24 protein-coding genes are annotated in these 26,546 nt (G+C 56.4%); 14 read left to right on the top strand and 10 right to left on the bottom strand.

Annotated features, from left to right (window positions below; genetic code table 11):
- Nucleotides 1-76: 76 nt before the first annotated feature.
- Complete coding sequence (locus ACXAE6_RS00790) at nt 77-826, top strand: ParA family protein (protein ID WP_475143219.1); 750 nt, start codon at nt 77-79, stop codon at nt 824-826.
- Nucleotides 827-858: 32 nt separating this feature from the next.
- Here the strand turns inward: ACXAE6_RS00790 and ACXAE6_RS00785 are convergent, their stop codons facing one another.
- On the bottom strand, nt 859-1,287 hold the full coding sequence (locus ACXAE6_RS00785; RefSeq protein ID WP_475143217.1) for a PilZ domain-containing protein: 429 nt from the start codon (nt 1,285-1,287) through the stop codon (nt 859-861).
- A gap of 163 nt (nt 1,288-1,450) precedes the next feature.
- Between ACXAE6_RS00785 and ACXAE6_RS00780 the strand changes: the two genes are divergently transcribed.
- Complete coding sequence (locus ACXAE6_RS00780) at nt 1,451-2,359, top strand: oxidoreductase (protein ID WP_475143214.1); 909 nt, start codon at nt 1,451-1,453, stop codon at nt 2,357-2,359.
- On the opposite strand, the gene xylB is transcribed toward ACXAE6_RS00780, so the two are convergent.
- Entirely contained in the window at nt 2,356-3,804 is a 1,449-nt protein-coding gene (gene xylB / locus ACXAE6_RS00775; RefSeq protein WP_475143210.1) for a xylulokinase, read from the bottom strand. The genes ACXAE6_RS00780 and xylB overlap by 4 nt on opposite strands.
- Nucleotides 3,805-3,952: 148 nt before the next feature.
- Between xylB and ACXAE6_RS00770 the strand changes: the two genes are divergently transcribed.
- Together ACXAE6_RS00770 and ACXAE6_RS00765 are read left to right on the top strand one after the other, a co-directional pair.
- The gene (locus ACXAE6_RS00770; protein ID WP_475143206.1) at nt 3,953-5,173 is read left to right on the top strand and encodes a multidrug effflux MFS transporter; all 1,221 of its coding nucleotides are present in this window, start codon (nt 3,953-3,955) and stop codon (nt 5,171-5,173) included.
- 102 nt (nt 5,174-5,275) lie between these two features.
- Nucleotides 5,276-5,722 (top strand): SRPBCC family protein, encoded by a 447-nt coding sequence (locus ACXAE6_RS00765; RefSeq protein WP_475143203.1) that lies wholly within the window; start codon nt 5,276-5,278, stop codon nt 5,720-5,722.
- 22 nt (nt 5,723-5,744) lie between these two features.
- Here the strand turns inward: ACXAE6_RS00765 and ACXAE6_RS00760 are convergent, their stop codons facing one another.
- Nucleotides 5,745-6,872 (bottom strand): zinc-binding alcohol dehydrogenase family protein, encoded by a 1,128-nt coding sequence (locus tag ACXAE6_RS00760; protein WP_475143200.1) that lies wholly within the window; start codon nt 6,870-6,872, stop codon nt 5,745-5,747.
- A 106-nt stretch (nt 6,873-6,978) separates the two neighbouring features.
- On the opposite strand from ACXAE6_RS00760, the gene ACXAE6_RS00755 reads away from it, so the two are divergent.
- The 4 genes from ACXAE6_RS00755 (at nt 6,979) to ACXAE6_RS00740 (ending at nt 10,078) form a co-directional block, all read left to right on the top strand.
- Nucleotides 6,979-7,884 (top strand): AraC family transcriptional regulator, encoded by a 906-nt coding sequence (locus ACXAE6_RS00755; RefSeq protein WP_475143196.1) that lies wholly within the window; start codon nt 6,979-6,981, stop codon nt 7,882-7,884.
- Between the two features lie 28 nt (nt 7,885-7,912).
- Nucleotides 7,913-8,890 (top strand): SRPBCC family protein, encoded by a 978-nt coding sequence (locus tag ACXAE6_RS00750; RefSeq protein ID WP_475143194.1) that lies wholly within the window; start codon nt 7,913-7,915, stop codon nt 8,888-8,890.
- A 42-nt stretch (nt 8,891-8,932) separates the two neighbouring features.
- A complete protein-coding gene (locus ACXAE6_RS00745; RefSeq protein ID WP_475143190.1) occupies nt 8,933-9,508 on the top strand; it encodes a hypothetical protein in 576 nt (191 codons plus the stop codon).
- A gap of 156 nt (nt 9,509-9,664) precedes the next feature.
- Nucleotides 9,665-10,078, top strand: coding sequence for a hypothetical protein (locus tag ACXAE6_RS00740; RefSeq protein ID WP_475143186.1), 414 nt, complete (start codon nt 9,665-9,667; stop codon nt 10,076-10,078).
- Between the two features lie 77 nt (nt 10,079-10,155).
- Here the strand turns inward: ACXAE6_RS00740 and hisF are convergent, their stop codons facing one another.
- The 4 genes from hisF to hisB form a co-directional block, all read right to left on the bottom strand.
- Complete coding sequence (gene hisF / locus ACXAE6_RS00735) at nt 10,156-10,914, bottom strand: imidazole glycerol phosphate synthase subunit HisF (RefSeq protein WP_475143184.1); 759 nt, start codon at nt 10,912-10,914, stop codon at nt 10,156-10,158.
- Between the two features lies 1 nt (nt 10,915).
- Entirely contained in the window at nt 10,916-11,659 is a 744-nt protein-coding gene (hisA, locus tag ACXAE6_RS00730) for a 1-(5-phosphoribosyl)-5-[(5-phosphoribosylamino)methylideneamino]imidazole-4-carboxamide isomerase (RefSeq protein WP_475143182.1), read from the bottom strand.
- Nucleotides 11,660-11,691: 32 nt separating this feature from the next.
- Nucleotides 11,692-12,309 (bottom strand): imidazole glycerol phosphate synthase subunit HisH, encoded by a 618-nt coding sequence (gene hisH / locus ACXAE6_RS00725; RefSeq protein ID WP_475151682.1) that lies wholly within the window; start codon nt 12,307-12,309, stop codon nt 11,692-11,694.
- A gap of 102 nt (nt 12,310-12,411) precedes the next feature.
- Nucleotides 12,412-13,002, bottom strand: a complete 591-nt coding sequence (hisB, locus tag ACXAE6_RS00720) for an imidazoleglycerol-phosphate dehydratase HisB (protein WP_475143180.1) — start codon at nt 13,000-13,002, stop codon at nt 12,412-12,414.
- Nucleotides 13,003-13,114: 112 nt separating this feature from the next.
- Between hisB and ACXAE6_RS00715 the strand changes: the two genes are divergently transcribed.
- Nucleotides 13,115-13,471 carry an acetyl-CoA sensor PanZ family protein gene (locus tag ACXAE6_RS00715; RefSeq protein WP_475143178.1) on the top strand — a complete coding sequence of 119 codons (357 nt, stop codon included), beginning with the start codon at nt 13,115-13,117 and terminating at the stop codon, nt 13,469-13,471.
- Here ACXAE6_RS00715 and ACXAE6_RS00710 read toward each other — a convergent pair.
- Nucleotides 13,440-16,556 (bottom strand): diguanylate cyclase domain-containing protein, encoded by a 3,117-nt coding sequence (locus ACXAE6_RS00710; protein WP_475143176.1) that lies wholly within the window; start codon nt 16,554-16,556, stop codon nt 13,440-13,442. The two genes, ACXAE6_RS00715 and ACXAE6_RS00710, sit on opposite strands and share 32 nt — an antisense overlap.
- Before the next feature lie 252 nt (nt 16,557-16,808).
- On the opposite strand from ACXAE6_RS00710, the gene glnL reads away from it, so the two are divergent.
- From glnL to ACXAE6_RS00695, 3 genes are all read left to right on the top strand, one after another.
- Nucleotides 16,809-17,888, top strand: a complete 1,080-nt coding sequence (gene glnL, locus ACXAE6_RS00705) for a nitrogen regulation protein NR(II) (RefSeq protein WP_392800179.1) — start codon at nt 16,809-16,811, stop codon at nt 17,886-17,888.
- Nucleotides 17,875-19,302, top strand: coding sequence for a nitrogen regulation protein NR(I) (gene ntrC, locus ACXAE6_RS00700; RefSeq protein ID WP_475143170.1), 1,428 nt, complete (start codon nt 17,875-17,877; stop codon nt 19,300-19,302). Before glnL ends, ntrC begins: the two co-directional genes overlap by 14 nt.
- A 128-nt stretch (nt 19,303-19,430) precedes the next feature.
- Nucleotides 19,431-20,654 (top strand): argininosuccinate synthase, encoded by a 1,224-nt coding sequence (locus ACXAE6_RS00695; protein WP_475143167.1) that lies wholly within the window; start codon nt 19,431-19,433, stop codon nt 20,652-20,654.
- A gap of 430 nt (nt 20,655-21,084) precedes the next feature.
- Here ACXAE6_RS00695 and ACXAE6_RS00690 read toward each other — a convergent pair whose 3' ends face one another.
- The gene (locus ACXAE6_RS00690; RefSeq protein WP_475143165.1) at nt 21,085-22,239 is read right to left on the bottom strand and encodes a mechanosensitive ion channel protein MscS; all 1,155 of its coding nucleotides are present in this window, start codon (nt 22,237-22,239) and stop codon (nt 21,085-21,087) included.
- Nucleotides 22,240-22,276: 37 nt separating this feature from the next.
- The gene (locus ACXAE6_RS00685) at nt 22,277-24,910 is read right to left on the bottom strand and encodes a hybrid sensor histidine kinase/response regulator (protein ID WP_475143163.1); all 2,634 of its coding nucleotides are present in this window, start codon (nt 24,908-24,910) and stop codon (nt 22,277-22,279) included.
- 253 nt (nt 24,911-25,163) lie between these two features.
- Here ACXAE6_RS00685 and ACXAE6_RS00680 point away from each other — a divergent pair, with 253 nt between their 5' ends.
- Together ACXAE6_RS00680 and ACXAE6_RS00675 are read left to right on the top strand one after the other, a co-directional pair.
- On the top strand, nt 25,164-25,727 hold the full coding sequence (locus ACXAE6_RS00680) for a class I SAM-dependent methyltransferase (protein ID WP_475143160.1): 564 nt from the start codon (nt 25,164-25,166) through the stop codon (nt 25,725-25,727).
- The gene (locus ACXAE6_RS00675) at nt 25,714-26,481 is read left to right on the top strand and encodes a fructosamine kinase family protein (protein WP_475143158.1); all 768 of its coding nucleotides are present in this window, start codon (nt 25,714-25,716) and stop codon (nt 26,479-26,481) included. The genes ACXAE6_RS00680 and ACXAE6_RS00675 overlap by 14 nt, the downstream gene beginning before the upstream one ends.
- Nucleotides 26,482-26,546: the final 65 nt, after the last annotated feature.

The following is a 26,546-nucleotide window of genomic DNA, read 5'->3' as shown; positions in this document are numbered from 1 at the left end:
CATTCGGTTTGCACTGTCATCGAATCGACATGGCGTTGTCATAACCTGACTGCCGTTTGACGGTGGGAGACCTCTTATGAAAGTGGTAGCGATACACAGTCAGAAAGGCGGCGTGGGTAAAACCTCCACGGCCATTCATCTGGCGCATCAGGCCAGTGAGTACGGCTTTGAAACGCTGTTGATTGATCTCGATCCGCAGGCATCGGCCAGTTATTTTCTCTCCGGTGGTGAAGCCAAAGGTTTGAAAGCGCGCGACTGGTTGCGCACCAGTGTCGACTGGAACGACTTTATTGAAGCCTCGCGTTACTCCGGCGTTTATTTGCTGCCGGCGCGCAAAAGCCTGCGCAAACTCGATCGGTTGATGACCGACGAAGCGTCGGAAAAACACCTCAAGCGTTTATTGCGTTCGCTGAAATCCCAATACGATCTGGTGCTGATCGATTGCCCGCCCGGCATCAATACGGTGATCGAACAGGCGTATCGCGCGGCGCATCGAATTCTGGTGCCGTTAACGCCGACACCTTTGTGTTTTGAAAGTTATCAACATGTGCTGGAGTTTGCCGACGACAACGCCATCAGCGCCGATAAGCTGATGCCGTTTTTCAATCGAGTGAACAGCCGGCTGGCCTTGCATCAGCAATCGATCGACGGATTTTCCGAACGGTTTGATGCACCGACACCCATGTCGATTCGCGCCACCACTGAGGTGGAAAAGATGGCGCTGGAGCGTCGCGCTGTGGCGGAAATCAAACCACGACATCCCATCGTGCGTGATATTCAGTCGCTGTGGAAAACCCTGATGCGTGAGCTCGACCTGCATCATTGAACGCCAGCCCCAGGCATCGAGCCGTGGTTGGTTTATCGGCCGGTGCTTTCTGGCTGCCAGGTGGGAAATTCAGCCGCGTGACGTTCAATCCATTCGCGCGCTGCCTGGTCTCTGTTGAGCGTGCGTCCTTCCGTACGCTGCACCTTGTCTCGATATTCCTCAATGCGGCAAAGCTGCTCAACCATGCGCACCGAAAACGCATCCTGATCGCTATGAAAGCAAACGCCGATCAAATAGTGGTCATCCTGAACATGACACCAGACCACCTGACCATCGATCTCAAACGGCGGTTCTTCGATGTCGATGCTCAAACGCAATGTCTGACCCGGCGTCAAGGCGCGGTCGCTGCAGAAGCTGAGGCCACCACAGCTGAAGTTTTTCAGGCGGGCGCCTGGGTTCTGTGTATCGGCTGCCTGGACTGTTAACGGCACGTCGGTCGGATGGCGAATGTACTGACGCAAAGAAACCTCCTGTCGGGCGCTGGATCGGCCCCGTTCCATACCATCAGTATAGTCAAAGGTGCGCATCTGTCCGCCTCTGAGAACATTGACTTTCAGCGCATTCACAGCGCCGGGCTAAGCTGATGCAGTGAACGACTCAGACACAACGACTAAGGTGATGCCGATGGTGTTCAGATTGGATGCAGTCGCTGATGTATCCGGCAAGGTGGCTATTGTGACCGGCGCCAATGCCGGACTGGGATTGGAGACCACGCGCCTGCTGGCGGCGAAAGGCATGACGGTGATCATGGCCTGTCGCAACGCCGACAAAGCCGAAGCCGCCCGCGCGCAACTGCTGAGTGCTCAGCCCGAGGCAAGGCTTCATGTGTTACCGCTGGATGTCAGCCGGCTGTCGTCAGTACGTGAATTCGCAGAGCTGTTTTTAGCTCAATACGGTCAGCTTGATGTGCTGATCAACAATGCCGGGGTGATGTTTCCGCCCTTTGCGCTGACCGAAGACGGCTTTGAGTTACAGATGGCGACCAATTATTTCGGCCACTTCCTGCTCACCGGTCTCTTGCTGCCAAGGCTGGAATCGACGCCCGGTGCACGGGTGGTGACACTCAGTTCACTGGCGCATCGAGGGGGCACCATCGAGCTGAACGATCTCAACAGTCGCCAGCGTTATTCGCGGGTAGCGGCCTATGCCCAAAGCAAATTGGCTTGTTTGATGTTTGCTTTCGAGTTGCAGCGGCGGTTGCAGTCAGGCGGTTATCAGACCCTCTCGGTTGCGGCTCACCCCGGCGTTTCCAATACCGAGTTGGCACGTTACTTACCGGCCTGGTTGATGCGCATTGTGGGACCGGCGTTTTTGCAAAGCGCTCAGGCCGGCGCCCAGCCCACGCTCTATGCGGCGCTGGGCGATGACATCAGTGGCGGTGACTTCACCGGGCCAAGAGGATTTCGCGAATTGCGCGGCCGGGCGATCAAGGTGGGTTGTGCGCGTCGGGCGCGCAATCCAGAGGTTGCCCGTCAGCTGTGGCAACGAAGCGAACAGCTAACGGGCTTGCGGTGGTTGTCTGACCAGGGTTAACCCAGCAGCGGCCGAGTGACCTTGTATAGCTCGCGGTAACGCGCCAGTTGGGCATCCAGGTAAGTTGCCCGGTTGGCGTTTGGCTGGCAGGTTTCCATCAGCTTGGGTTGGGTGAAGACCTGTGACCACTCGGCTTTGCTATCGGCCAATTGTGCCAGACGCGCCGCACCCAAAGCCGGGCCGACATCGCCGCCGTCGCGGGCGTGGGTGGGGATTTTCAACGCATCTGCCAGCAACTGACGCCAGAACGCCGAACGGCTGCCACCACCAATCAGATTCATATCGGCCGGTGTGACGCCTGCGGCGTGCAGCGCATGCAAACCATCGACCTGGGCAAAGGTAACGCCTTCGAGCACCGCCAGTGTCAGATCGACGGCATCGCTATTGACCGACAAACCCAGAAACTGACCGCGTGCACCCGGATCGTTGTGCGGCGTGCGTTCACCACTTAAATACGGCAGGAAGGTCAGGCTGGTTTCGGTGCGGCCGCTGTCTTCCACCGCGGCAATCAGATCGGGCACCGAACGACCGGTAATGCGGCCCAGCCAGGCCAGACATTCGGCGGCGCACAGATTCACGCTCATCTGATGCCAGCGGCCGGGCAGGGCGTGACAGAAAGCATGCACGGTTTGTTCGGGCGCGGCGCGGTGGCCATCGCTGACGGTAAAAACCACACCGGAGGTGCCCAGGCTGAGCATCGACTGGCCCGGTTCAATCAAACCCACACCCAGGGCGCCACCGGCGTTATCGCTGGCGCCGGCGACCACCGGCACCTGTGGCAGCCCGGTCGCTGCACTGGCGGCGGCACTGATCACGCCGGTCACATCCGGGCCTTCATAAAGGCGCGGCATATTGGCTTCGGTCAGACCGGTGACGAACAGCAGTTGATCGTCCCAGCGGCGTTCGGCCGGGTTCAGCCAGGAAGTGCCAGCGGCGTCAGACATGTCGGAGGCGAACTCACCGGTCAGGCGGTAGCGCAGGTAATCCTTGGGCAGCAGCACCTTGTCGATGCGCTTAAAGGCTTCGGGTTCGTTTTCTGCGACCCATAATACCTTGGGGGCGGTAAAGCCGGGCATCGCCAGGTTGCCGCTGCGCTCGCGGAAATCGGGCAGGCGTTCTTCCAGCTCGGTGCACTGTTTGCCGCTACGGCCGTCGTTCCACAGCATGCATGGGCGAATGACGTCGCCTTGGGCATCGATCAGGGTCGCGCCGTGCATCTGGCCGGACAGGCCGACCGAGCGCACCGTACTCAGATCTTGCTCTTTAGCCAGCAGGGCGCAGGCGGCCTGCATGGCTTGCCACCAGTCTTCCGGTGCCTGTTCCGACCAACCGGGCTGCGGCTGGCTGACGGTTAAAGGTGCGGTTGCCTGGGCGACCAACTGGCCGTTTTCATTGAGCAGGATGGCCTTCAGGCCAGAGGTTCCAAGATCGATACCGAGATACATAGATTGCGCCCGTTTCTTATTAAATTTGTTAGTCGAAAAATAATCCGGGAGGGGCACCGAGATGTCAAAAACTTTTATCTCCGCGCTTCTGTTACGTGACTGAGTTGCGGTAGTCTCGTCGGCTGTTTGTCAGGCTGTTGAGCAATCCATGTCCGAGTCCGCCATTCCCAAACCGCCATCACGATCCTTGCCTGAACTGGTGGCCGGCTTTGCGTTACTGACCTGTTTAACGGCCTTATCGCTCGATGCCATCTTGCCCGGCCTGCCGGCCATCGAAGCGCAGTTTGGTGTTAGCACCACCGACACTCAGTTGGTGGTGTCGATGCTGGTGTTGGGCATGGTATTTGGCGAACTGACCTTTGGTCCGCTGGCCGATGCTTACGGTCGCAAGCCAGCTATCATGACCGGCCTGGGCATCTTTATGGTTGGCACGCTGATCGCCACCCTGGCAACCAGTCTGCCGATGCTCTTGGCCGGACGCATCATTCAGGGCATCGGTGTGGCCGGACCCAAAATCGGCACCCGGGCGCTGATTCGCGATCAGTTTTCCGGCGATGCCATGGCGCGCATTTTTTCTTTTGTAGTGATGCTGATCATCCTGGTGCCGATGGTGGCACCGGCCTTCGGTCAGTTGGTTTTGGCCGTCGGTAACTGGCGCGGCATCTTTATTTCCTACGCCGTTTTGGCGGCAATCGGTGCGACCTGGTTGCTGCTGCGGCAACCGGAAACCCTCAGTCAGGAGCGACGCATTCCACTGTCGCTTGGCAAACTTGCCGCCAATACCGGCCTGATCGTGCGTCATCCCAAAGTCATGGCTTACACCGCTGTGGCGGGCTTGATTTTCGGTTGCCAGGTCACCTATTTGAGTACCGCCCAGGCGATTTTCAGCGACCTTTATAACGCCGGTGCGAGCTTTGCAATTTACTTCGCCATTCTGGCTTCCGGCATCGGGCTGGCATCCTTCACTAATGGCCGGCTGGTGATGAAGCTTGGTATGCAGCGCCAGACCATCACCGCCCTGGTCGGCATGATCGTGCTGTCGGTTTTGTTGTTATTGATGTCTTGGTCCGGCGATGGTTACCCATCCCTGCTGACGTTTTTGGTATTGGGGTTTGGCTTGTTTTTCTGCGTCGGTTTGCTGTTCGGCAACATCAATGCGCTGGCGATGGAATGGCTGGGTCGGGTGGCGGGTTTGGGTGCGTCGGTGATTGCCTCGGTGTCCAGTTTGATTTCTGTCTGCGTGGCGTTGCTGGTCGGACAGTTTTACAACCAAACACTCTATTCGCTGGCGCTGGGTTTTCTCGGTTGTGCGCTATTGGCACTGGTTTTGGTGTTATTGGCCAAAGGCGTTACGGCGGACGCAGTGTGATCGGCAATTAAACGGCATAAAATGACTTCTGGCCGCTTGATGCCGGTGCAATCAGCCGCACTACCAGGCTTCCCTAAAAAGCGTTATTGCACTGAGGCAAGAGTGATCAAATTGGCGAGCTTTACCCTGTTGACCGAAACACCCATTGAACCGAGCTTTGACTACCTGTCTGACATGACCAACTTCGGCGACTGGTTTCCTGAAGTCATCCGCATCGCCGAAAAAGATTCCGCTGAGATCGGCGTTGGTAAAACCTGGCTCGAAGACGTCAAGGTGCCTGGCAAGGGCATTCAGTCAGTGGCCGTCAGGGTGGCGGATTATCAGCCGGCCAGTTTGTTTGTGACCGAAGGTGACCTCAACGGCATTCAGCCGCGCATGGAAATTCGGCTGTCGATTGCGCCCAGCGGCCGGACCAAAATCGATTGGGCATTTTACAGCCGAAACACTCGTTGGACGTTCCGATTGCTGGCACCTCTGTTGCGCACTGTGATGGGTAAGCGTGCTCGCCAGGCTCAACGAGCTTTGTCGGCGAAGTTAGCAACGCTCTGACAAAGGCCGCTCACTTAAAGAGCTACAGAGTTACCACCCGCTTGCCGTTGGCTGCGGGTTTGCGCAGTTCACGCAGCGCTTTTGGAATAGCAGCCAACTCATCGCCTACCACCACCAGCTTGGCGGCAATCTGAAAGCGAGCGCTGGCCAAGGCTGGTTCCAGAAAATTACTGAACAGTCGCTGGCCGATGTTTTGTTGGGCGATGTCGGTGCCCCAAATCATACTGGCCGGGATGCGGTTGAGTTTCAGACGTATCGTCTGGGCGGCCATCAGCGTCATTAGCTTTGGTAGCGTACGGCTTTTCCAACCCAGCAGTCCGCCATCCGGCAGATCATCCAGCGGCACCGGTGTACTGGCAATGGCCAAACGCTTGACCCCAGAACTGCGTTTCAGCACCTCAATGCAACGCCCGACTGAGCCTGTACCAATAGCCACCGTTCCAGCCAGTGGAGTCGTTAATGCCTGGGCAATTTGGGCGACGGCCTTGGCATCCTGATAATCGAAAACGGCTGCGGCACCGAGACTGCGGACATAGTCGAAATTGGCAGGCGATGCTGTGGTGATGACTCTGTAGCCACAGGCGGTTGCCAACTGAATGGCGCAGGTGCCAACGCTGGTCGAGCCACCCCAGATCAATACCGTTTCGTCTTTCGGTTGAGACTCGGCAAATAGCCCGCGCGCATCGAGACCCAACTGATTATCGAGTAGTAAAGCGCTGGCAGCGGTGGCAAAACTCAGCGGTAAAACCGCCGCCGAAGCAAAGGACAGATCATCCGGCAGCCGGGCTGCATTCGCTTCTTCAAGCAAGGTGAACTGCTGGAAGGCTCCCTGGCTGGCGGCATTGACGTTCTTGTCACTGCCCAAGGCCAAACCCAGAACGCGATCACCCACCTTAAAGCGGCTAACGCCAGACCCCACCGCGACCACCTCACCAGCCACATCGGTTCCCAGGATGGCGGGATAGTGCAGCGACGGCGCAATCAGCCCGCTGAGTCGGCTGAGAATCCAATCGAAGACATTCAGTCCAAGCGCCTGGTTGCGGATCTGTATTTGCAACTCGCCCGGTTCTGCCATGGCGGCTTCGCCCAGAGCTAAGTCTCCGTCTTTGTCATTGAGCCATAGAGCAAGATTGCTATTGTGCGCTGTCACAGTGGCTTCTCCATCGTTCGTAGCCAAGTTGGCGTTGACTATAGAGCGCACGCTGTGTACTTATAATGCTTAAAAGTGCTTATTATTATCGAGATAGTACAAAATCATGGATCCCTTGGCGCATATCTACCGCTTGGCAAAACCGAGAAACTACCTGGTTGGTGGTCGCGATGTTGGTGGGGATGTGTGCTTCTATTTTCCGCAACACCAAGGCATGTATTTCTACACCGTTATTAATGGTGAATGCTGGGTAGCAGTCGAGGGGTTTGAACCGCTGTTGTTGACCGCTGGCGACTCTGTCCTTTTGACCAGCGGTCGGCCGTTTCGACTGGCCAACGACTTCAGCCTCGAGGACATGCCCAGTAATCTGCTGTGGAGTTCACCCACAGCAAAACGGGTGGACAGCTTTCAAGGTGGTGGTCGGTGCCTGATGTATTGCGGCTACTTCGGTTTCGAAAAAACCCGGGCTGACTTCCTAAAAAATGTCCTGCCGCCGGTACTGATGGTTTACGCCGAGCAATCGACCGAACCGCTGACGCACACCATTAAACAGATGATTCAAGAGTGCGAATCGCAACTCGCCGGCAATGGCCTGGTGTTGGATTATTTATCCCACCTGATTTTTATCTACACCCTGCGCGCCTATCAGTTTTCGCATCTCGATGATGTCGGTTGGCTCAGCGCCATGGCCGATCCGAAAATCAGTAAAGCCTTGCAGGTGATGCACGCCCATTTCAATCAGAAATGGACACTGCACAGCCTCAGTGAAGCCGCTGGCATGTCACGTACTGCCTTTGTTAACCGGTTCAGAACACTGGTTCATAGCACGCCGATGGATTACCTCCTGCAATGGCGCATGGTCAATGCCGCCCAATTACTGGAAGATACCGAACTGAGCGTCAGTGCCATCAGCCAGGCCGTTGGGTACGAATCCGAAAGCGCCTTTGGCGTTGCCTTTAAGCGCTGCATGGGATGCTCGCCCAGGCAATACATAGCGGTACAAACGACCTAAGCATTCGCAGCCCGATAAGGAGCAGAGCTTGAAGCCAAAACACATAGGGATTTTATTGGGTGTGCTCTATGGCGCTTCTTTTCGGTTGTTTTTTATGTGGCTTTTTAGCGCCGTGGATGACGATCTAAACGCGGGTGTGGGTTGGCTGGTGTCAATTTCGTTTCTCTGCGGTGTGCCTTTCGCCATCGGCTATATCCGCATTCATTTTGAATTGCAGCAAACCCCCGACCTGCGTTGGAAACGCATGATCATCGTGGCGTGGCAGCCGATCTTTATTTTTCTGCTGGCGGCCTTTGTGACCTTTATTGAAGGCAGCATTTGCATCGCTTTGGCGCTGCCGGCGTTTATGTTGCTGTCGAGCCTGGGTGGTCTCTTGGCTGGCTGGATTCATCGGGTCATGTTTCAGCGCAAGAATGGCAGCTTATTGTCGGTCGCTGTATTTCCGCTGGTGATCTGGCCGCTGGAGATTCAATTGCCGTCCACGTCGCAAACCTACCAGGTGCACAATCAGGTGGTTATCAATGCATCGCCCGACATCGTTTGGCGCCAGCTCGCCAGCGTCACCATCATTGAAGACGGTGAATTGCCGCTGTCTTTTAATCAATTGATCGGTGTTCCCCGGCCGGTCGAAGCGCGTATGGATGCCAGTGGCGTTGGCGCTGTGCGTACCAGCTATTGGGAAAAAGGCGTGGTCTTTAACGAAGTCATCACTGCCTGGGAACCTAATCAGCGAATGGCTTACGATTTCGATATCGACCCGGACAAAATTCCCGACAAAGCGCTGGACCCTCATGTGAAACTGGGTGGCGAGTATTTTTCACCCTTGCACGGGGAATACCGTATCACCCAGAACGAAAAGGGTGAGACGGTATTGCACCTGCAAACCACGCTGGTCGATAACACCCATTTCGGCTGGTATTCGCGGCTCTGGGGCGAAATTATTTTCCGCGACTTCCACCGCTCGTTGTTGGTCTTGATGAAAAACAGGGCCGAAGCCGTTGGCTGACAGTTGCTTCACTAACAACACCCTAGGGCAGGAGTGTATGCCGTGCTGAAACCTTTCATAGCAATGCTGGCAGTAACGCCGCTCTTTGCCGTCGCCGATGCTGTGCCTCGCAGCGTTGAACTTTGGTTGAACCAGGATGAGTATTTCTGGGGCCTCGATTTCAGCAGCGAAACAGGCGTCAAACAGCAATTGACGGACTACTATCGCCAAACCTTGCAGGGGGAAGAGTTTGAAAAATACCGTCTATGGATAGAGCAGGGTAACCTCGAGAGTGAATACTTCAGCGCTTACTTTGGCGAACTGCAAGATCAAACCGTGCAAAGCGTGATAGCGAATGCCGATAACCACTATGAAATACGGGTGTTGCAGTCATCCTGTTATTTGATGGATTACAACGCACCCAAAACAGAATCCTTAGTCGCCGATTTCAAGATCACCAATCTTACTCAAGCCGAAGTAGATCAATGGGTACAGGACCAGGGTTTTCCGCCCTCTGGTGAGATTTGTATGGAAATCATCGAAGGCACCTACCTGCAACTGGACCCTCAGACCCAATTGATTACCGATACCCGCTGGGAGCGACTGGAAAGCACCGCAGAACTGATTTCCGAGCTGTAACCCAGAGATTGTCGGTAGCCGTTACAAGACGGTGGTTGAGTCAGCTGTAGAAAAGTGGGATGTTAATCACATCTTGACTCGATCGTTGTCTAGGCTCCAGAACACCTGGAGGAGCCAAAGGAAAGACCGAATCAAGACAACCGAGGAGGTGACACCATGAGCTTCACCACCAGTCACGACGACCAGACCTTCCGACAGCAAATGGAAAGCGGTGCCTTCCCGGCGGCCGACTTTAACCACCGCGCTCACCTGCGTCTGGCTTATGTCTATCTTTGTGAAAGCAATCCGGACACCGCTACCGACCAAATGCGCGACACCCTCAACCACTTCCTCATCCACAACAACGTCGATCCGGCTAAATTCCATGAGACGCTGACCAAAGCCTGGATACTGGCGGTGAAACATTTTATGGACAGAGCGGGCAGCGCTACCTCAGCGGACGACCTGATCGATCGCCATCCGCAGATGTTGGATACGCAGATTATGTTGACGCATTACTCGGCGGAACGGTTGTTTTCTGAGGAGGCGAGGAAGGGGTTTATCAAACCGGATGTTGAGGAAATTCCGTAATTCCCATGGCAATTTATGATTGTTGTTTAGGCGTATGGGTTAGAGGTATCAAGGTAAGAACGTACGGGTGATGGCTGTCACACCCGCATCTCAATCCCACAGCCACGCATCACCTCTTTAGCCTCGCCAATACTGTACTCCCCAAAATGGAAAATACTCGCAGCTAATACGGCATCGGCATGACCTTCCAAGACGCCGTCGGCTAAGTGTTGCAGGTTACCAACACCACCGCTGGCGATAACCGGGACGCGGACGGCGTCGGCGACGGCGCGGGTCAGTTCGATGTCGAATCCGGTTTTAACGCCGTCGCGATCCATCGAGGTGAGCAGGATTTCGCCAGCGCCGTAGTCGTCCATTTTTTTCGCCCATTCGACGGCATTGATGCCGGTGGCGTTGCGGCCGCCGTGGGTAAAAATTTCCCAGTGATCGCCGACTTTTTTCGCATCGATGGCGACGACGATGCACTGGGCGCCGAAGCGTTGTGAAGCTTCGCGCACGAAGTCGGGGTTTTTGATCGCGGCGCTGTTGATAGAGACTTTATCGGCGCCGGCGTTGAGCATGGTGCGAATGTCGTCGAGGCTGCGAATACCACCGCCAACGGTGAGCGGAATAAATACCTGGCCGGCGATGGCGCTGACGGTGTCGACCATGGTATCGCGGCCTTCATGAGTGGCGGTGATGTCGAGCATGGTGATTTCGTCAGCGCCCTGGTCGTTGTAGCGCTTGGCGACTTCTACCGGGTCGCCGGCGTCGCGGATGTTGACGAAATTAACGCCTTTAACGACGCGACCGGCGTCAACATCCAGACAAGGAATAATGCGCTTCGCCAAACCCATTTTAGTTTGCTCCAGTCTGTTCGTCGCAATAAGCCTGAGCCGCACGCACATCGAGTTTGCCTTCGTAAATGGCGCGGCCGGTAATGGCGCCGAGCAAACCTTTGTCGGCGACGGTGCACAGTCGTTCGATGTCGTGGATGTCGGTTACACCGCCGCTGGCGATGACCGGAATGCCACCGGCCTGGGCGACTTCGACGGTGGCTTCGAGGTTAACGCCCTGCATCATGCCGTCGCGGGCGATGTCGGTGTAGACGATGGCGGAAACGCCGGCGTCGGCAAAATCACGCGCTAAGTCGGTGGCCTTTACTGTGCTCACATCGGCCCAGCCTTCGGTGGCGACGAGGCCATCTTTAGCGTCGATGCCAACAATAATTTTTCCCGGAAAAGCAGCACAGGCTTCGCGTACAAAAGCCGGGTCTTTAACCGCAGCGGTGCCGATGATGCACCAGCTGACGCCGGCTTCGACGTAGGCTTCAATGATGTCGATATTGCGAATGCCGCCGCCAATCTGAATCGGCAACTGAGGGTAGCGACGTGAAATCGCAGCGACCACTTCGGCGTGCATCGGCTTGCCTTCAAAAGCACCATTAAGGTCGACCAGATGCAGCCGACGGCAACCGGCTTCTACCCAGCGACCGGCCATTTCGACCGGGTCGGAACCGAAGACGGTGGCGTCTTCCATGCGGCCTTGTTGCAGGCGCACGCACTGGCCGTCTTTTAAATCAATGGCGGGGATGATCAGCATCGGTACTCCTCATCGCTGTGTCGATACAGCTTTTATTGTTGGCCGTTCCAGCGGACAAAATTTTTCAACAATGTCAGTCCAGCGGGAAAACTTTTTTCCGGGTGGCACTGGGTGGCGAAAATATTGTCGCGATAAATCATTGCCGCAAACGTCGCATCGTATTCGCAGGTCGCTGCAGTGTATTCCGGGTGAGCATCAGCGTAGTAGGAATGCACAAAATAGAAACGATCGCCGCTGTTAATACCGGCCAATAAGGGGTGGTCGATGTTCAGTTCGACGTTGTTCCAACCCATGTGCGGCACTTTCATCGGCAGGCCCTGTTGGTCAACAGCACCATCGCGGAAGCGGCGCACTTCGCCATCAAAATAGTTCAGACAATCGATGCCGTTATTTTCCAGGCTGTGCGCCATTAACGCCTGCATGCCAACGCAAACGCCGAGCAGGGGTTTGCCGTCGCGCACGGCTTCATCGACCAGTAAGTCGACACCCTGACGACGAATTTCTGCCATGCAATCGCGAATCGCGCCGACGCCGGGCAATAAAATTCGCTCGGCTTCACGAATGCGTTCGGGGTTGTCGGTGACTTCGATATGAACGTTAGCGGGTGCAACGTGTTCCAGTGCCTTGGCCACCGAATGCAGGTTGCCCATGCCATAGTCGATCACGGTCAGCAGTGTGGCGCTCACGTTGCCCTCATTATTCAAAAAGTGATGGTGTTAGCCGGGCTTGGCGCCCGGCCGTTTGCGGTTGGCTTAGAGCACACCCTTGGTGGAAGGGGTAACGCCTGCCATGCGTTCGTCGGCCGACAATGCCATGCGCAGCGCCCGGCCGAAGGCTTTAAAGACGGTCTCCACCTGGTGGTGGGAGTTGGCGCCTTTGAGGTTGTCGATGTGCAACGATACCTGGGCGTGGTTGACGAAGCCCTGGAAGAATTCGCGGAACAGATCGACATCGAAACCGCCGACGCTGGCGCGGGTAAAAGGCACGTCGTAGAACAGGCCCGGACGACCGGAGAAGTCGATCACCACACGTGACAGGGCTTCATCGAGCGGCACATAGGCGTGGCCGTAACGGGTGATGCCTTTTTTATCGCCCACGGCTTTGGCCATGGCCTGGCCCAAGGTGATGCCGATGTCTTCGGCGCTGTGGTGGTCGTCGATGTGGTTGTCGCCCTGGCACAGAATGTCCAGATCGATCAGGCCGTGGCGGGCAATCTGATCCATCATGTGTTCGAGGAAGGGCATGCCGGTATCGAATTTGGCCTGGCCATCGCCATCCAGATTAATGCTGACACGGATGCGCGTCTCGGTGGTGTTGCGTTCGATCGTCGCCTGGCGACTCATAGGACACTCTCGAAATTACATTTTGGGTCGACGGGAGCGGGCAAGTCTGCGCCCGCTTGCGAGGCGCCAGTATATCGGTATGCTGCGCGCCAAACCACCCATGGAGGCCGTTATGCCGGTCACTGCACAGTCACTGACTCAACCCACTGAACGCGATCTGGCCGAGCTTGAACGCCTGGCGGCGGAACAGAGCGATTGCGCGTCATATCGTCGCGCCTGGCAAAGCTGGCTGGCCGATCCGGCATCGGTGGCGCTCATCGTTGCCCGCTTTAACGAACGCATCGTTGGCGTGGCCATGTTGCAGGATGACCTCATTGTTGGCTTTGCGGTGCGGGCGGCGACGCGGGGTCGCGGTGTGGGGAAGCGTTTGCTGGCGCTGGTGTTGGCCGATGCCGATTATGCGGTGGCCGCTGAAGTGAATACTGAGGTGCGTGGTTTTATCGAACGCTATCGTCCAGCGCTGCGTTAAAAGGCACCACCACGGCTTGGTTTTTGCCCTGGCTTTTGGCCGCATACATGGCCTGGTCGGCCTGGTTCAATAGCGCATCAACGGAGCGTGGTACGGTGTCACGATCCAGTTCAATAATGCCGACTGAACAGCCCAAACGGCGTTCGCTGGATAACTTCAAAGACTGGCCGGTAAAGCGCTTCAGCGTTTGTTGTACGGCCTTGGTGCTGCCGAATTGTTTCAGCAGCCGGCGACAGAATTGCTCCACCTGATCGGCGGTCTGGCCGGGAAAGAGAATAACGAATTCATCGCCGCCCAGACGCGCAACCAAATCTTCGGCGCGGCTGTGGTCATCGAGCGATTTGGCAAAACCCTGCAACACCTGATCGCCCAGATTATGGCCGTAGTGGTCGTTCAGGTATTTGAAATTATCCAGATCGAGAAACGCCAGGCAGAACCGATAATTCGAGTGCCGTCGGGTGCGCGATAACTCTTCTTCCAAGCGCGGATAAAGCGCCTGGCGGTTGATCAGTCCGGTCAGCATGTCGGTGGACGACAAATACTGCAGCTCGCGTTCGTGCATCAGTCGTTGAATGGCGGCGGCCAATTGCGCCGCCAGCATGGCGGTGGTGCGCAACACCGATTCTTCAAAACCCTGAGGGTCACGCGTCATCAACACCAGGTCGCCAAAGTCGTGCTTGGGCAGGCTGATCGAGTTGATGTAGAGCGCGCCGGTTTCAAAGCCTTCCATATCCAGATCGCGCAAATTCAGCAGCACCCGTCCACGGGTCAGCTTGTGCATCGCCAGGACCTGATGCAGCCGCTCGGCGTTGATGTCATCCAGGCCGTGGCTGTGAAAAGTGGGCGACATATAAGCCTGAGGCCGCAGTTCGATGGCGACGTAATCGCAGTCGAGGTGAGCGCTGAGCTGGCGGACCAGGGTTTCGGTCAGCCGGCCGGCGTCGGTGGCGGCATTGGCCTGAGCACTCAGATGCGACAGCAAGCGCGTATCACGCACCCGCTGTTGCAGCTTTTCCACCTCGCCTTCCAGTTCTGCCGACCGCAGCAGCGACACCACATCAACCGGTCGGCTCGACAACGCATTGGCCGAGCTCATGTCATGATTCAGCCAGGTCAGCTGTTGGCTGGGTTCGCCACGCGCATGGCGCACGATATCGACCTGATAGGCCGGTATTTCCAGCTCGGTTTCGATCTGGGCGTTCAGTCGCTCGGTCAATAGGGCTAGGGCGGCGCTGTCGTTCTCGGCGCGCGCGAAATACAGCGATAGGCACGAATGCAGCAATTCACCTTTGGCGCTGAGGTTGTGATGGCGGTGGTCAATCTCATGCAAGGTGCGTTGCGCCAGCACACTGTTGCCCTGATAAAAACGACACAGCGCCTGGTGCAACAATAAATCGTCGAGCGTGTGGTAGGGCAGGCTGCGGAAGCCGCGGCTGCGACATAAGCGAATGGCGGTGCCGAGCAGGCGGTCGCATTCCGGCAGGTTGGCGCCGACAAAATAAGCCCAGGCCAGGTTGTTCAGGGTGATCGCCACCTGATGATAGTTGGTGGTTTGTTGCAGTCGTTGCAGCGCCGCCTGAAAGGTATCGCGCGCGGCGGCCAGTTCGTTCTGGTTGAGTCGCAACCAGCCCAGGGCACTGAGCAATGGTACATCGTGGCTGGGTGAGTCGAGTGTTTCAGCCAGATGCAGCGCCAGATACAAACAACGCAGCGCGCGGTTGTGACGGCCGACGCGTGACGCCAGGGTCGCCATCGAATGCAGTACCTTGATCGCCGCGACCTTGTTGTTCAGCCGGCGGGCCCATCCCAGGCTGCCGACCAGCGCCTTGCGCAAATAGGTCAGTTCACTCGGGCTCAGGCTCGATGCCCAACTGACCTGAGCAAAGCGAAAGGCGTACAGGAAATCGTCGTTGCGCTCCATCGGCAGCAAGGCTTCCAGCCGATGCTGACTGGTCTCTGGCAGCCGCCGATGTTCCTGGCCATAGAGCAGGGCTTGCAGCAGCAGCCATTGGCGTTCGCGCAGCAGCCAATCGGCGTTTTGTCGCTCGACACTTTGCAACGCCGACTGAGCGTGTTTGATCATCTGCCAGGCATCGCCCAGGCGATATTTGTGCAGACCGCACCAGGCCAGCCGCAGATAAGCATCGAACTGCCACAGCGCATCACCTTCCTGACGCGCCAGTTCGAGCAACTCATTGAGCGCCGTGATGGCACCGTTGTAACGGTCGCTGTAGAACAGCGCCTCGGCTTCGAGCAGCAGTAAATCGTAGCGGTGATCGTTGACCAGAATGATCTGGCGTTCGTCCAGCATCTGGTTGATCTGGTCACACAGCGCCAGCGTTTCTTCGTGACACAGCAAGGCGTGGTTTTGCAGTGCCTGTTGAATCAGGGTGGGAATGCTCTCGCTCTTGATCGGGTCGAGCAGCGGCCAGTTGGGCAGGCTGCTGTTGCTCGGCGGCAGGTCGATCAACCAGCCCGCCTGGCTGACGGCATGGCCCGGCGGTGCTTCCTGGGCGATGTTGTCGACCAGCGGTAATTGGTCGGCATCGTTGGCGACCAGGATCATCACCTTAGCGGCCAGCGTCGGTCGTTGTCGGCCAAGCCATTGTTGCAGCGACGTGCTCGCCCAGTGACCACCGGTTAACGCAATCAACACCGGGCGCTCGGCGGTGAGCGCCGCCAGCAGCCGCACCAGATCGTCACCCATACTTAAGGATTGTTGAATAACGTGGTCTTTGAGCAACAAAGGCGGGCGGCGCAGGTAGTGATCGACCAGTAACTGGCGCCAAATGGTGCGATTGGGCGGGTAAATGTTGAGTTCGGCAAACCAACTGTCCAGATCGGACGGGCCGCGTTCGCTGTACAGGTGCGACACCACATCCAGCAGCGGGTAATAGCCATAAAAAGCCGCATCCGGACCGAGTTGATAATGAAAGCGACGCGGCGTCGGGTTGGGATGGAAACCATTCACCAAGCTGCCCAGGCTGGCACCGTTGGCATCAGCAAACAGCAAGATTTGTCCTTGCCCGCGGGCACTGAGTTGCCAGGCATTATCCAGCAGTCTGAGCGGGTACTTCTGATCCATCTGGCACACCGGTCGCGGATTGACGTTCGAGTATAAACGAAAGCCGGTAAGTTCGAACTTCGAGCAGTCCTCAGTTAATTCAACTCAAAACGCACCATTTTGGTTCGAATTTTTATCAATAAGAGCACTTTTGGTGCACTATAATTTTGAGAAGCCCCGAAATCGTGCATTAAATCTCTGCGTTCAATGGCCTGCTTCTTGCGTACAGCTGCCTGCGGCTCGCGAGCGCACTTGGATCCACAGGAATTTTTTGTGCCAGACACCGATTTTTTTCGCCAGTTGGTGGATCATCAGTTCACCGCTGTCATCCAACTGGACGACAAGCTGATCGTTGAACACGTCAACCCGTCGGCGGAGTTATTGCTTATCCGCTCGGGCAAGCAGGTGCTCGGCCAGCCCTTCTATGCACTCTTTGTGAACCCGACTGAGATTCGGGAAGTGCTGATGTCGGCGGTTGATGAAGGTACCACCTTGTCGGTGCGCTCGGCGCAGTGGCAATTGGTACACCGCGAAGCCATGACGCTCGATTTCATGGTGACGCCCTATATGGAAGACGAGCAGTTACATCTGATCGTCGAGATGTTGCCGGCCGATCGTGCCATGCGCATCAGCCGCGATGAGGGATTGATCGAACAGACCGAAACCACGCGCCATCTGGTGCGTGGTGTGGCGCATGAAATCAAAAATCCCTTGGGCGGTATTCGCGGCGCGGCGCAATTGCTGGCCAGTGAATTGCCCGATGCCTCCTTGCAGGAATACACCCAGGTGATCATCGAGGAGGCCGACCGGCTGCGCAATCTGGTGGATCGGATGTTGGGCAGCCATCAGGTGCCGAACAAGATGCCGGTCAATATTCACCAGATTGCCGAGCGGGTCTATTCGCTGTTGAACGTGGAAAGCGGCGACCGGATTGAACTGGTGCGTGATTACGACCCCAGTATTCCGGATATGGAAGCCGACGAAGCGCAATTGATTCAGGCGGTGTTGAACATTGCCCGCAACGCCCTCCAGGCGCTGCTGGAAAACGACATCGTTAAGCCGACCATCACCTTGCGCACACGCACGGTGCGGCAATTCACCATCCGTCAGCATCGCTATCGACTGGTGGTGCGGCTGGATGTGCTGGACAACGGACCGGGCATTCCGCCGGAAATGTTGGAGAAGATTTTTTACCCGATGATTTCGGGACGGCCATCGGGCACTGGGCTGGGACTGTCCATCGCCCAGCAGATTATCAATTATCACGCGGGCGTGATTGAGTGCGATTCAGTACCGGGTTCGACTCGTTTTAGCGTCTATTTACCTTTGGAGGGGCTCAATGAGCAGTCTTAATCGCGTCTGGATCGTCGACGATGATCGGTCAATTCGCTGGGTACTGGAGCGAGCCTTTGAAAAGCAGGGCATCGACAGCCGCAGCTTTGAAACCGGTGAAGCGCTGTTACGCAAGATCGACCAGGATCCGCCCGATGCCATCATCAGCGACGTGCGCATGGAAGGCATCGACGGTCTGGAACTGCTCAGCCGCATTCACGATCATCATCCTCAGGTGCCGGTCATCATCATGACCGCCCATTCCGACCTGGACAGCGCTGTGGCGTCTTTCCAGGGCGGTGCTTTCGAATATCTGCCCAAGCCGTTCGATGTCGAAGAAGCCGTCTCGCTGGTCGAGCGTGCCATCGAACACACCCGCCAAAAGCAGGCGTCGGCCGAGCCAGCGCCGGCCTTGGGTAACACCGAAATCATCGGTGAAGCGCCGGCGATGCAGGAAGTGTTTCGCGCCATCGGCCGCTTGTCGCAATCGAATATTACGGTGTTGATCAACGGTGAATCGGGCACCGGTAAAGAGTTGGTCGCGCACGCTCTGCACCGTCACAGCCCGCGTCGTGAAAGCCCTTTTATTGCCTTGAACATGGCCGCCATTCCGCGCGATTTGATGGAATCGGAATTGTTCGGTCACGAAAAAGGCGCCTTTACCGGTGCTCAGGGGCAGCGCCGGGGTCGCTTCGAACAGGCCGATGGCGGCACGCTCTTCCTCGATGAAATCGGCGATATGCCGTCAGAAACCCAAACTCGTTTGTTGCGTGTGCTGGCCGATGGCGAGTTCTACCGAGTCGGGGGTCATACCGCTGTTAAAGTCGATGTACGCATCATCGCGGCGACGCACCAGAATCTGGAAAACCTGGTTAAAGAAGGCCGTTTCCGCGAAGACTTATTCCACCGACTGAATGTCATCCGTATCCATCTGCCGCGTCTGGCCGATCGTCGTGAAGACATTCCGCGCCTGCTCGAATTCTTCCTGCATAAAGCCGCCGAAGAGCTGGATGTGGAGCCGAAATCCCTGCGTCCGGAAACCGAAACCTATTTGAGCCGCCTCGATTGGCCGGGCAACGTCCGCCAGTTGGAAAACACCTGCCGCTGGATCACCGTTATGGCGTCCGGTCGTGAGGTGCTGGTGTCAGACCTGCCGCCGGAACTGCTGGATGAAACCCAGGCGCCGGTGGCCAGCGAAAACTGGGAACAGGCGCTGCGCAACTGGGCTGACCGCGAACTGGCGCGCGGCGAACGCCGTTTGTTGGATAACGCCGTGCCCAGTTTTGAGCGCATCATGATCGAAACCGCACTCAAGCATACCGCCGGCCGCCGTCGCGATGCCGCCGAACTGCTCGGCTGGGGCCGCAATACACTGACCCGCAAGATCAAAGAACTGGACATGGAGATGGAAGCGCCGGTCGAAGAAGACGACTGAGCGCCAAAACCATCCGCAAAAGCCTCCAGTGACATGCACTCTTGCTGGGAATGCACTGGAGGCCAGCCCGCCAAGGCCGTAGAATAGGGCGCCTTTCTTACCGCCTGTAATAAGCCCTGGGAGCAATCATGTCCGATATCAAGAAGGTCGTTCTGGCCTACTCCGGTGGCCTCGACACCTCCGTCATCGCCAAATGGATTCAGGAAACCTACCACTGCGAGGTCGTCACCTTTACGGCCGATATCGGCCAGGGTGAAGAAGTCGAACCGGCGCGCGCCAAAGCCCAAGCCTTGGGCATTAAAGAAATCTACATCGACGACCTGCGCGAAGAATTTGTGCGCGATTACGTCTATCCGATGTTTCGCGCCAACACCATTTACGAAGGCGAATATCTGCTGGGCACCTCCATCGCCCGTCCGTTGATCGCCAAACGCCTGATCGAAATTGCCAACGAAACCGGTGCCGATGCCATCGCCCACGGCGCCACCGGCAAAGGCAACGACCAGGTGCGTTTCGAACTCGGCGCCTATGCGCTGAAACCGGGCGTGAAAGTCATCGCTCCCTGGCGTGAATGGAACCTCAATTCACGCGAAAAACTGATGGCCTACTGCGACGAGCATTCCATCCCGGTCGACTTCAATAAGAAAGGCAAAAAGTCGCCTTATTCCATGGACGCCAACCTGCTGCACATCTCCTACGAAGGCGGCATTCTGGAAGACCCCTGGGCCGAAGCCGAAGAAGATATGTGGCGCTGGTCGGTCAGCCCGGAAGCAGCACCGGATAGCCCGACTTACCTGGAACTGACTTACGAGAAAGGCGACATCGTCGCCATCGACGGCAAGAGCATGAGTCCGGCCGAAGTGCTGGCCTACCTGAACAAGGTCGGCGGCGACAACGGCATCGGCCGTCTCGACATCGTCGAAAACCGTTACGTCGGCATGAAGTCACGCGGCTGCTATGAAACGCCCGGAGGCACTATCATGCTCAAGGCGCACCGCGCCATTGAATCCATCACCCTGGATCGCGAAGTCGCGCACCTGAAAGACGAACTGATGCCCAAGTACGCCGAAGTCATCTACAACGGCTACTGGTGGAGCCCGGAACGGCGCATGTTGCAGGAAATGATCGACGCCTCTCAGGAGCGCGTGAACGGCAAGGTGCGCGTCAAGCTGTACAAAGGCAACGTCATCATCGCCGGCCGTCAGTCCGACGACAGCCTGTTCGATGAAAGCATCGCCACCTTCGAAGACGACGCCGGTGCTTACAACCAAAAAGACGCCGAAGGCTTTATCAAACTGAACGCCTTGCGCATGCGCATCGCCGCGAGCAAAGGTCGCAGCCCGTTGAAATAACGCTAGGCGCGATGATGAAAATGGGCCGCCATCGCGGCCCATTTTTTTGGTATTTTTCTGTTGAAATAGCGTGGTTATTGCCGGCGTGCTTCTAGACGCGGGTCAAGCTCCGGGCCTACAGCGTCATTTCCGTTTTCGTCATACTGGAACCGGCTTGAGCGTTCGTTTCAGACATTCGTTTCAGGCAACAGCGACTGCACTGGTGCATTCTCAATCACGCCCGTTTGATTTTTCGTTTAAATTAACGTTGTTTTTTCAGGTAAACGTTTGATTTTTCGCAAATAATTGGTTTTTCGGCCGATGGTTAAGACAAAACGCGCCCGTTGGGTTCATTCGGCTGTGCAAAATAAAAAAACGCCCGGTGTATCGGGCGTTTTTTTATGGGGAAGGTATCTCAGCCCATTGCAGGGCTGGATTCAGAGATCAGGGGCTAACGTGACTGATCGTGCAAATACAGATCGGTATTTTTGCCCATTAATTGGCCCGCCCAGATCAAAAAGACCCAGACCAGCAAACCAAAAGGTAAGTAGCCGAAATAACCCACCAGCGGCATATCCGAGAAAATATGAATGACGTTCACATAGGGCACGTCATAGTTCCAATAATGCGGGTTGGTCGGGTAACCGAGGTCGGGGTTGGCACTGCCGTAGTTCCACAGTTCCCAGAAGAAACCATTGCAGATCGACGCCAGCGCAATCAACAGGGTCGGTGACCAGTTGCCTTCGGCCATGGCAGAGAAAGGTGTCCAGATATTCAGCCGCTGCATCATGCCGATGATCACTGCCATCGGGCCGATCCAGATGCTCCAGAACATGCCGAATGGGAAGAACACCAGCAGGACGATAATGATGACGCCAAAGATGATCAGGTTATTGCCTTTGACACTCCATTTGGGACCATTCTGGTAACGCGCCACCAGTTTGGGAAAGCTGTTGAGCAGGTTGAACCATTGCATAATGGCCGGCCACACCGTGCTGTAGGCGACCAGATACATGCACACGATCAGGCTGTGCGGCAGCTCTTCCATATGGCCATTGGGGTAATACCAATTGGACTGCACGAAGAAGTTGTAGAATTCGAAATACAGCCAGCCGACGACCGAAGTCAAAGCACTGAACGACATCAAACCCGGTTTGGTGGCGAGCAATGATTTGCCGTCGTTCTGCCGATAATTAATGCCGTCGAGCATAACAATAAAGCCCCACCACAGCGGGCTGAAGGCGTAGTAAACCAGAGTGCCCAGAGCCGGTGGTCGGGCCCACATCAGCCACCAGAAAAACAGCATCACCGCACCGCCGGCCCAGAACCACCAGGGCAGGCTTTTTTTGGCTGGTGCTGCGGTCGGTTCACTACCAGAAAAACCAAAACGCTTGGGCAGGATATAGACCGCGGCAATAAACAGGGCGACCGCCGAGACGGCGATAAAATAGATGAGGTTAAAGCCAGGCGTACCGGGCACCTGGACCGGCGGGAAGATACCAAAACTCGGCGGTAGATGCGTCGGGTAGGCAAACCAGGCAGCGGCCATGGGAACTAAAAACGTCAGTAGCATTGGCCAGATCAGTGACCACTTCGAAGCGTTCATAGACTTTCCTTTTCAACGGTTACTTCCCAGTCAGAAGTCAGCGCTTGCTGACCGAATCTGACCACTTCAATAACATGCGTTTCAAATCTTCCAGTTTGATGGGCTTGACCAGCACATCGTTCATGCCAGCCGAGCTGCAGTTATCCAGGTCATGATCGGAGGCGTTGGCGGTAAAGGCAATAACCGGATGGCGAAAGCCTTGTTGACGCAGGTGCCGCGTGGCTTCCAGACCATCGATGATGGGCATTTGCACGTCCATCAGCACAATATCCGGGAAGTTCGAGCCGATGTAGCGGATGGCTTCTTCGGGGCGTTCGAAACCGACGCAGTCAACATTCAGCCGGCGCAACATGCCCATCAGTACTTTCAGGTTCACCAGGTTGTCATCGACGGCCACGATCTGCATCTGGCTGAGCAGTCGGTTGACCTGTTCCGGTGGCTCGATCGCCGCCGGCGTTTCCAACAGATGCGCCAGACTCATGCGGGCGTAGGGCAGCAGTTCGATATCGATGGTGTCGTTGTTGTGTTCCGAGCCGGTGGCGTTATGCACATACCATTTTACCGGCACAGCGGTATCGCTCAGCCGTTCGTGTACCACAGCGTCAAAGTTCTTGGCGATGACCAGCCACAGTTGGACCGCCGGCAGGTTTTGCTCCGGCAGGTCGGCGATAGCCAGATGCACCGCCGGTACCATACCGAATCGCGTCAGATCTTGCTGCAGCAATGTTGCCAGTTCTTCATTTTCATAGATCAACCCGAGCGGCTGAACGGTGGTCGCCGGCGCGGCAAAAGGGCCAACATCGGGTAGTTGAAAATAGAAGTGGCTGCCACGGCCGGGTTCGCTGTCGGCACCTAAATCGCTGCCCATCAGGTTGACCAGTTTCGAGGCAATGTGCAGACCGAGGCCGGTACCGCCATAGCGGCGGGCGATGGAAGCATCGGCCTGAGTGAAGGCGGAAAACACGCTCAGCAGTTTGTCGGCATCGATGCCGATGCCGGTGTCGCTGACGCGAAATTCCAGGTGCCGGTTATCCAGTGGTCGAATGGTCAGGCGGATGTCACCTTGCTCGGTGAATTTGAAAGCATTGCTGAGCAGGTTGGCGAGTACCTGCTTGATGCGGTTCTCATCGCCCGTTAATTGCCGAGGTACCCGGGCATCGATATCGATGGTCAGGCAAACCCGGTCGCGATTGAAGGCATTGCAATAGAGTCCGCCCAGTTCGTCGATGGCGACATCGAGATCGAATGCTTCGTTGACCAGATCAAGCTGGTTAGCGTTGAGCTTGGCCAGATCGAGAATGTCGTTGATCAGATAAAGCAGGAAATTAGACGAGGTATGAATGGCCTGAATATGACGCTGAACTCGGGTCGGTAAACTGTATTGATCGATCAGTTCTACCGAACCCTGAATGGCATTTAAAGGCGTGCGTAATTCGTGACTGACGTTAGCCAGAAAACGTTCCTTGGTTTCCAATGCCTGGTTGGCGGCCAGCAGTGCTTCCTGAGTGGCAAACAGCCCGGCTTCTTTTTCGCGATAAACCATGCCGACCTGATGGCTGATGACCAGCGATAACAGAATCACTTCGATGGCGACTGCAAAGAGCCCGACGTGTTCGACGAATAGGGTTTCGGAAAATGCCAGGGTGGAAACGGCAATCGACATCAGTCCCGGAATAAAAAAAGCAATGTTGGCGATCAGATAATAGCGCGCGGTCCGGTTGCCCTGTATCAACCGGGTTATGCCCGCGCTGATACCATAGAGCGCAAACAGCCCGACACCATAACGCGCCAGTTCCAGTGACCAGGTCGGCTGCACCAGGGCGATCACCCAAAACACCATTAACAGCCCGATAATGCCGTGCCCGATGCGCGTCAAGGTGCGCGAGGTGTAGCGATTGATGTTCAGCAACACCATGACGAAGGCGATATAAGCCGGGTTGGATGCGGCCACAATGGGGATGCTGATTAAATAAAAATTCTTGATCTGAAACAGATCGGAAAACACCAGCAGGGCGGCGCCGTTATAGACGAAATTACCCCAGATAAAAACAGCGTAAAAAAAGTCGCCTATTCGGCGTCGGCTTAAACCCAGGACGATGTAATAGACGCCCATCGAGAAAAAAATACCCATGCCAATCAGAGTGATGGCGTTGCCAATTTTGATCGACTTCAAATAGCCGTCGAAGGGGAAAATATGCGGCACCGGTTCGGCCAGATAGAAGGGGCTGTCGAGTCGGGTCAGGATTTGATACCGACCCGGCGGCAGAACAATTAAGCGACTGTGGCGTAGAAAGATAGGGTTGTAGACATCGCTTTGAATACCGCCTTCAAATTCAGCGACCTGCTGGCCATTTTCATCGAATACCCAATGATGAAACAGGCCGATAACGGAAGAATTACGGAAGTCCAAAAAATGGCGAATGGGCTGGTCTGATTGCAAGGTCATCAGATGCCAGTCGACACCGCCATCCCAGTTGATGGTAAGGTCAGTCTGGACGCTGCGCAGGGTTTCGGCATCCAGTCGTTGCGGCTGCCAATCGTCAGGCAGTGACAACCAATAACTGCGTGTGTCCAGGCTTTGTTCTTCAGCCCAGAGCAAGGTTGGCAACGCAGTGCAAGCGAGTAAAAGCCACAGCACTACCCAAAGACGACGTACTGAACGAAATGGCACGATAGCGGGTTTCCCTTGTTGACCCCAAGTCAGCCAACCAGACCGGCAGCGTGCAGCGATGGCGTATATACCGGACTCCTTGGTAGCCTTATTAGACCTGTCGGAAATGACTCTTAGCATGGTTGATATTAAGCACCCAATTCCAGCCCCAGAGGCGCATCTATGTCCGCTGTGTGGTGCAACACAGGCGTCACACTGGCACCGTCGGGGCAAACGTGACTACTGGTGTTGCCAACATTGCCAGCTCGTGCGCGTGCCCATCCAGCAGCATATTTCGGCAGATCAGGAAAAGGCTGAATACGACCGACATGAAAACACTCTAGACGACGCTGGCTATCGGCGCTTCCTGAGCCGCACATTTTGTGCGGTGGTCGATCGGATGCCATCAGGCCATCAGGGGCTGGACTTCGGCTGCGGGCCCGGTCCTGCGCTGGCTGCGATGTTCGAAGAGGCCGGCTATCCGGTTGCGCTATATGATCTTTTCTATCGGCCGGATAGCGAAGTTTTACAGCGTCGATTTCATTTTATTACCTTGACCGAGGTGATTGAGCATCTGGCGCAACCGGCGCAGGTGTTGTCGAGCTTATGGCAACAACTGCTGCCAGGCGGTTTACTGGTGATTCAAACCCAGCAGGTACGTGACCAGGCGGCTTTCCAGCAATGGCGTTATACCCACGACCCCACCCATATTGCTTTCTATGCGCCGGCAACCTTTCGCTGGCTGGCGCAATGGTTGGGCGCTGCTGCCTTGGAGACCGTGGCAGCGGATGTGGTGGTGCTGCGCAAAGCGGGGGGGTTTGGCGATGAACCGGCTTGAATGTCAGCGTTTGGCGGATGGCACGTCAGTGTTGGTCAAGCACAACGAGGCCGCGCCGACGGGTTTTTACGCCGCCGAGGCCGCCGGCTTGCAAGCTCTGGCCGATACCGGCTGGCGAGTGCCGAAGGTGATGTCGGTGGCGGACGATCGTCTGGTGATGGAAGCCATAGCCTTGGGCCAGCCCGGTTCGAAGAGTTGGCAACAGGCCGGACGTCAGCTTGCGCAGCAGCATCAGGTCAGCGCCGAGCGTTTTGGTTTTTCCCTCGATACCTTCTGTGGTGACAGTCGCCAGACCAACCGCTGGTGTGCTGACGGCGTCGAGTTCTATCAGCAGCAACGCTACCGACCCCAACTGCAACGCGCCCGCGATGCCGGTCTGTTAAGCGCTGCGCAAGTGCAGTCAGCTGAGCGTCTGGTCGATAAGCTGGCGGATTGGTTGCCAGCTCAGAAGCCGGTGTTACTGCATGGTGATCTGTGGTCCGGCAATCTGATTTTCGATGCCGCCGCAGTGCCAGTGCTGATCGACCCGGCCTGTTATTACGGCTGGGCGGAAGCCGATTTGGCGATGACCCATGCTTTTGGTGGTTTTGCGGCTGAGTTTTATCGGGCGTACCAGGCAGAGAATACTCTGGCGCCGGGCTTCGATGAGCGCATCCCGCTGTACAATCTGTACCACTGGCTGAACCATCTGAACCTCTTTGGCGCGGTCTATCACGGCGCCGTCGTTGCTGTGCTGAAGCGCTATCTGGGCTGACGCCGTTTTTATCCTCACCAAGGCTGTTCAGACCGTTCTGCCAGTCGAAAAAAGCCCGCTGGTCG

This window comes from Saccharospirillum sp. ABV4_185 (genome assembly GCF_056159245.1).
The sequence above is the reverse complement of the archived record's forward strand: the minus strand, read 5'-3'. Positions and strand labels throughout refer to the sequence as shown.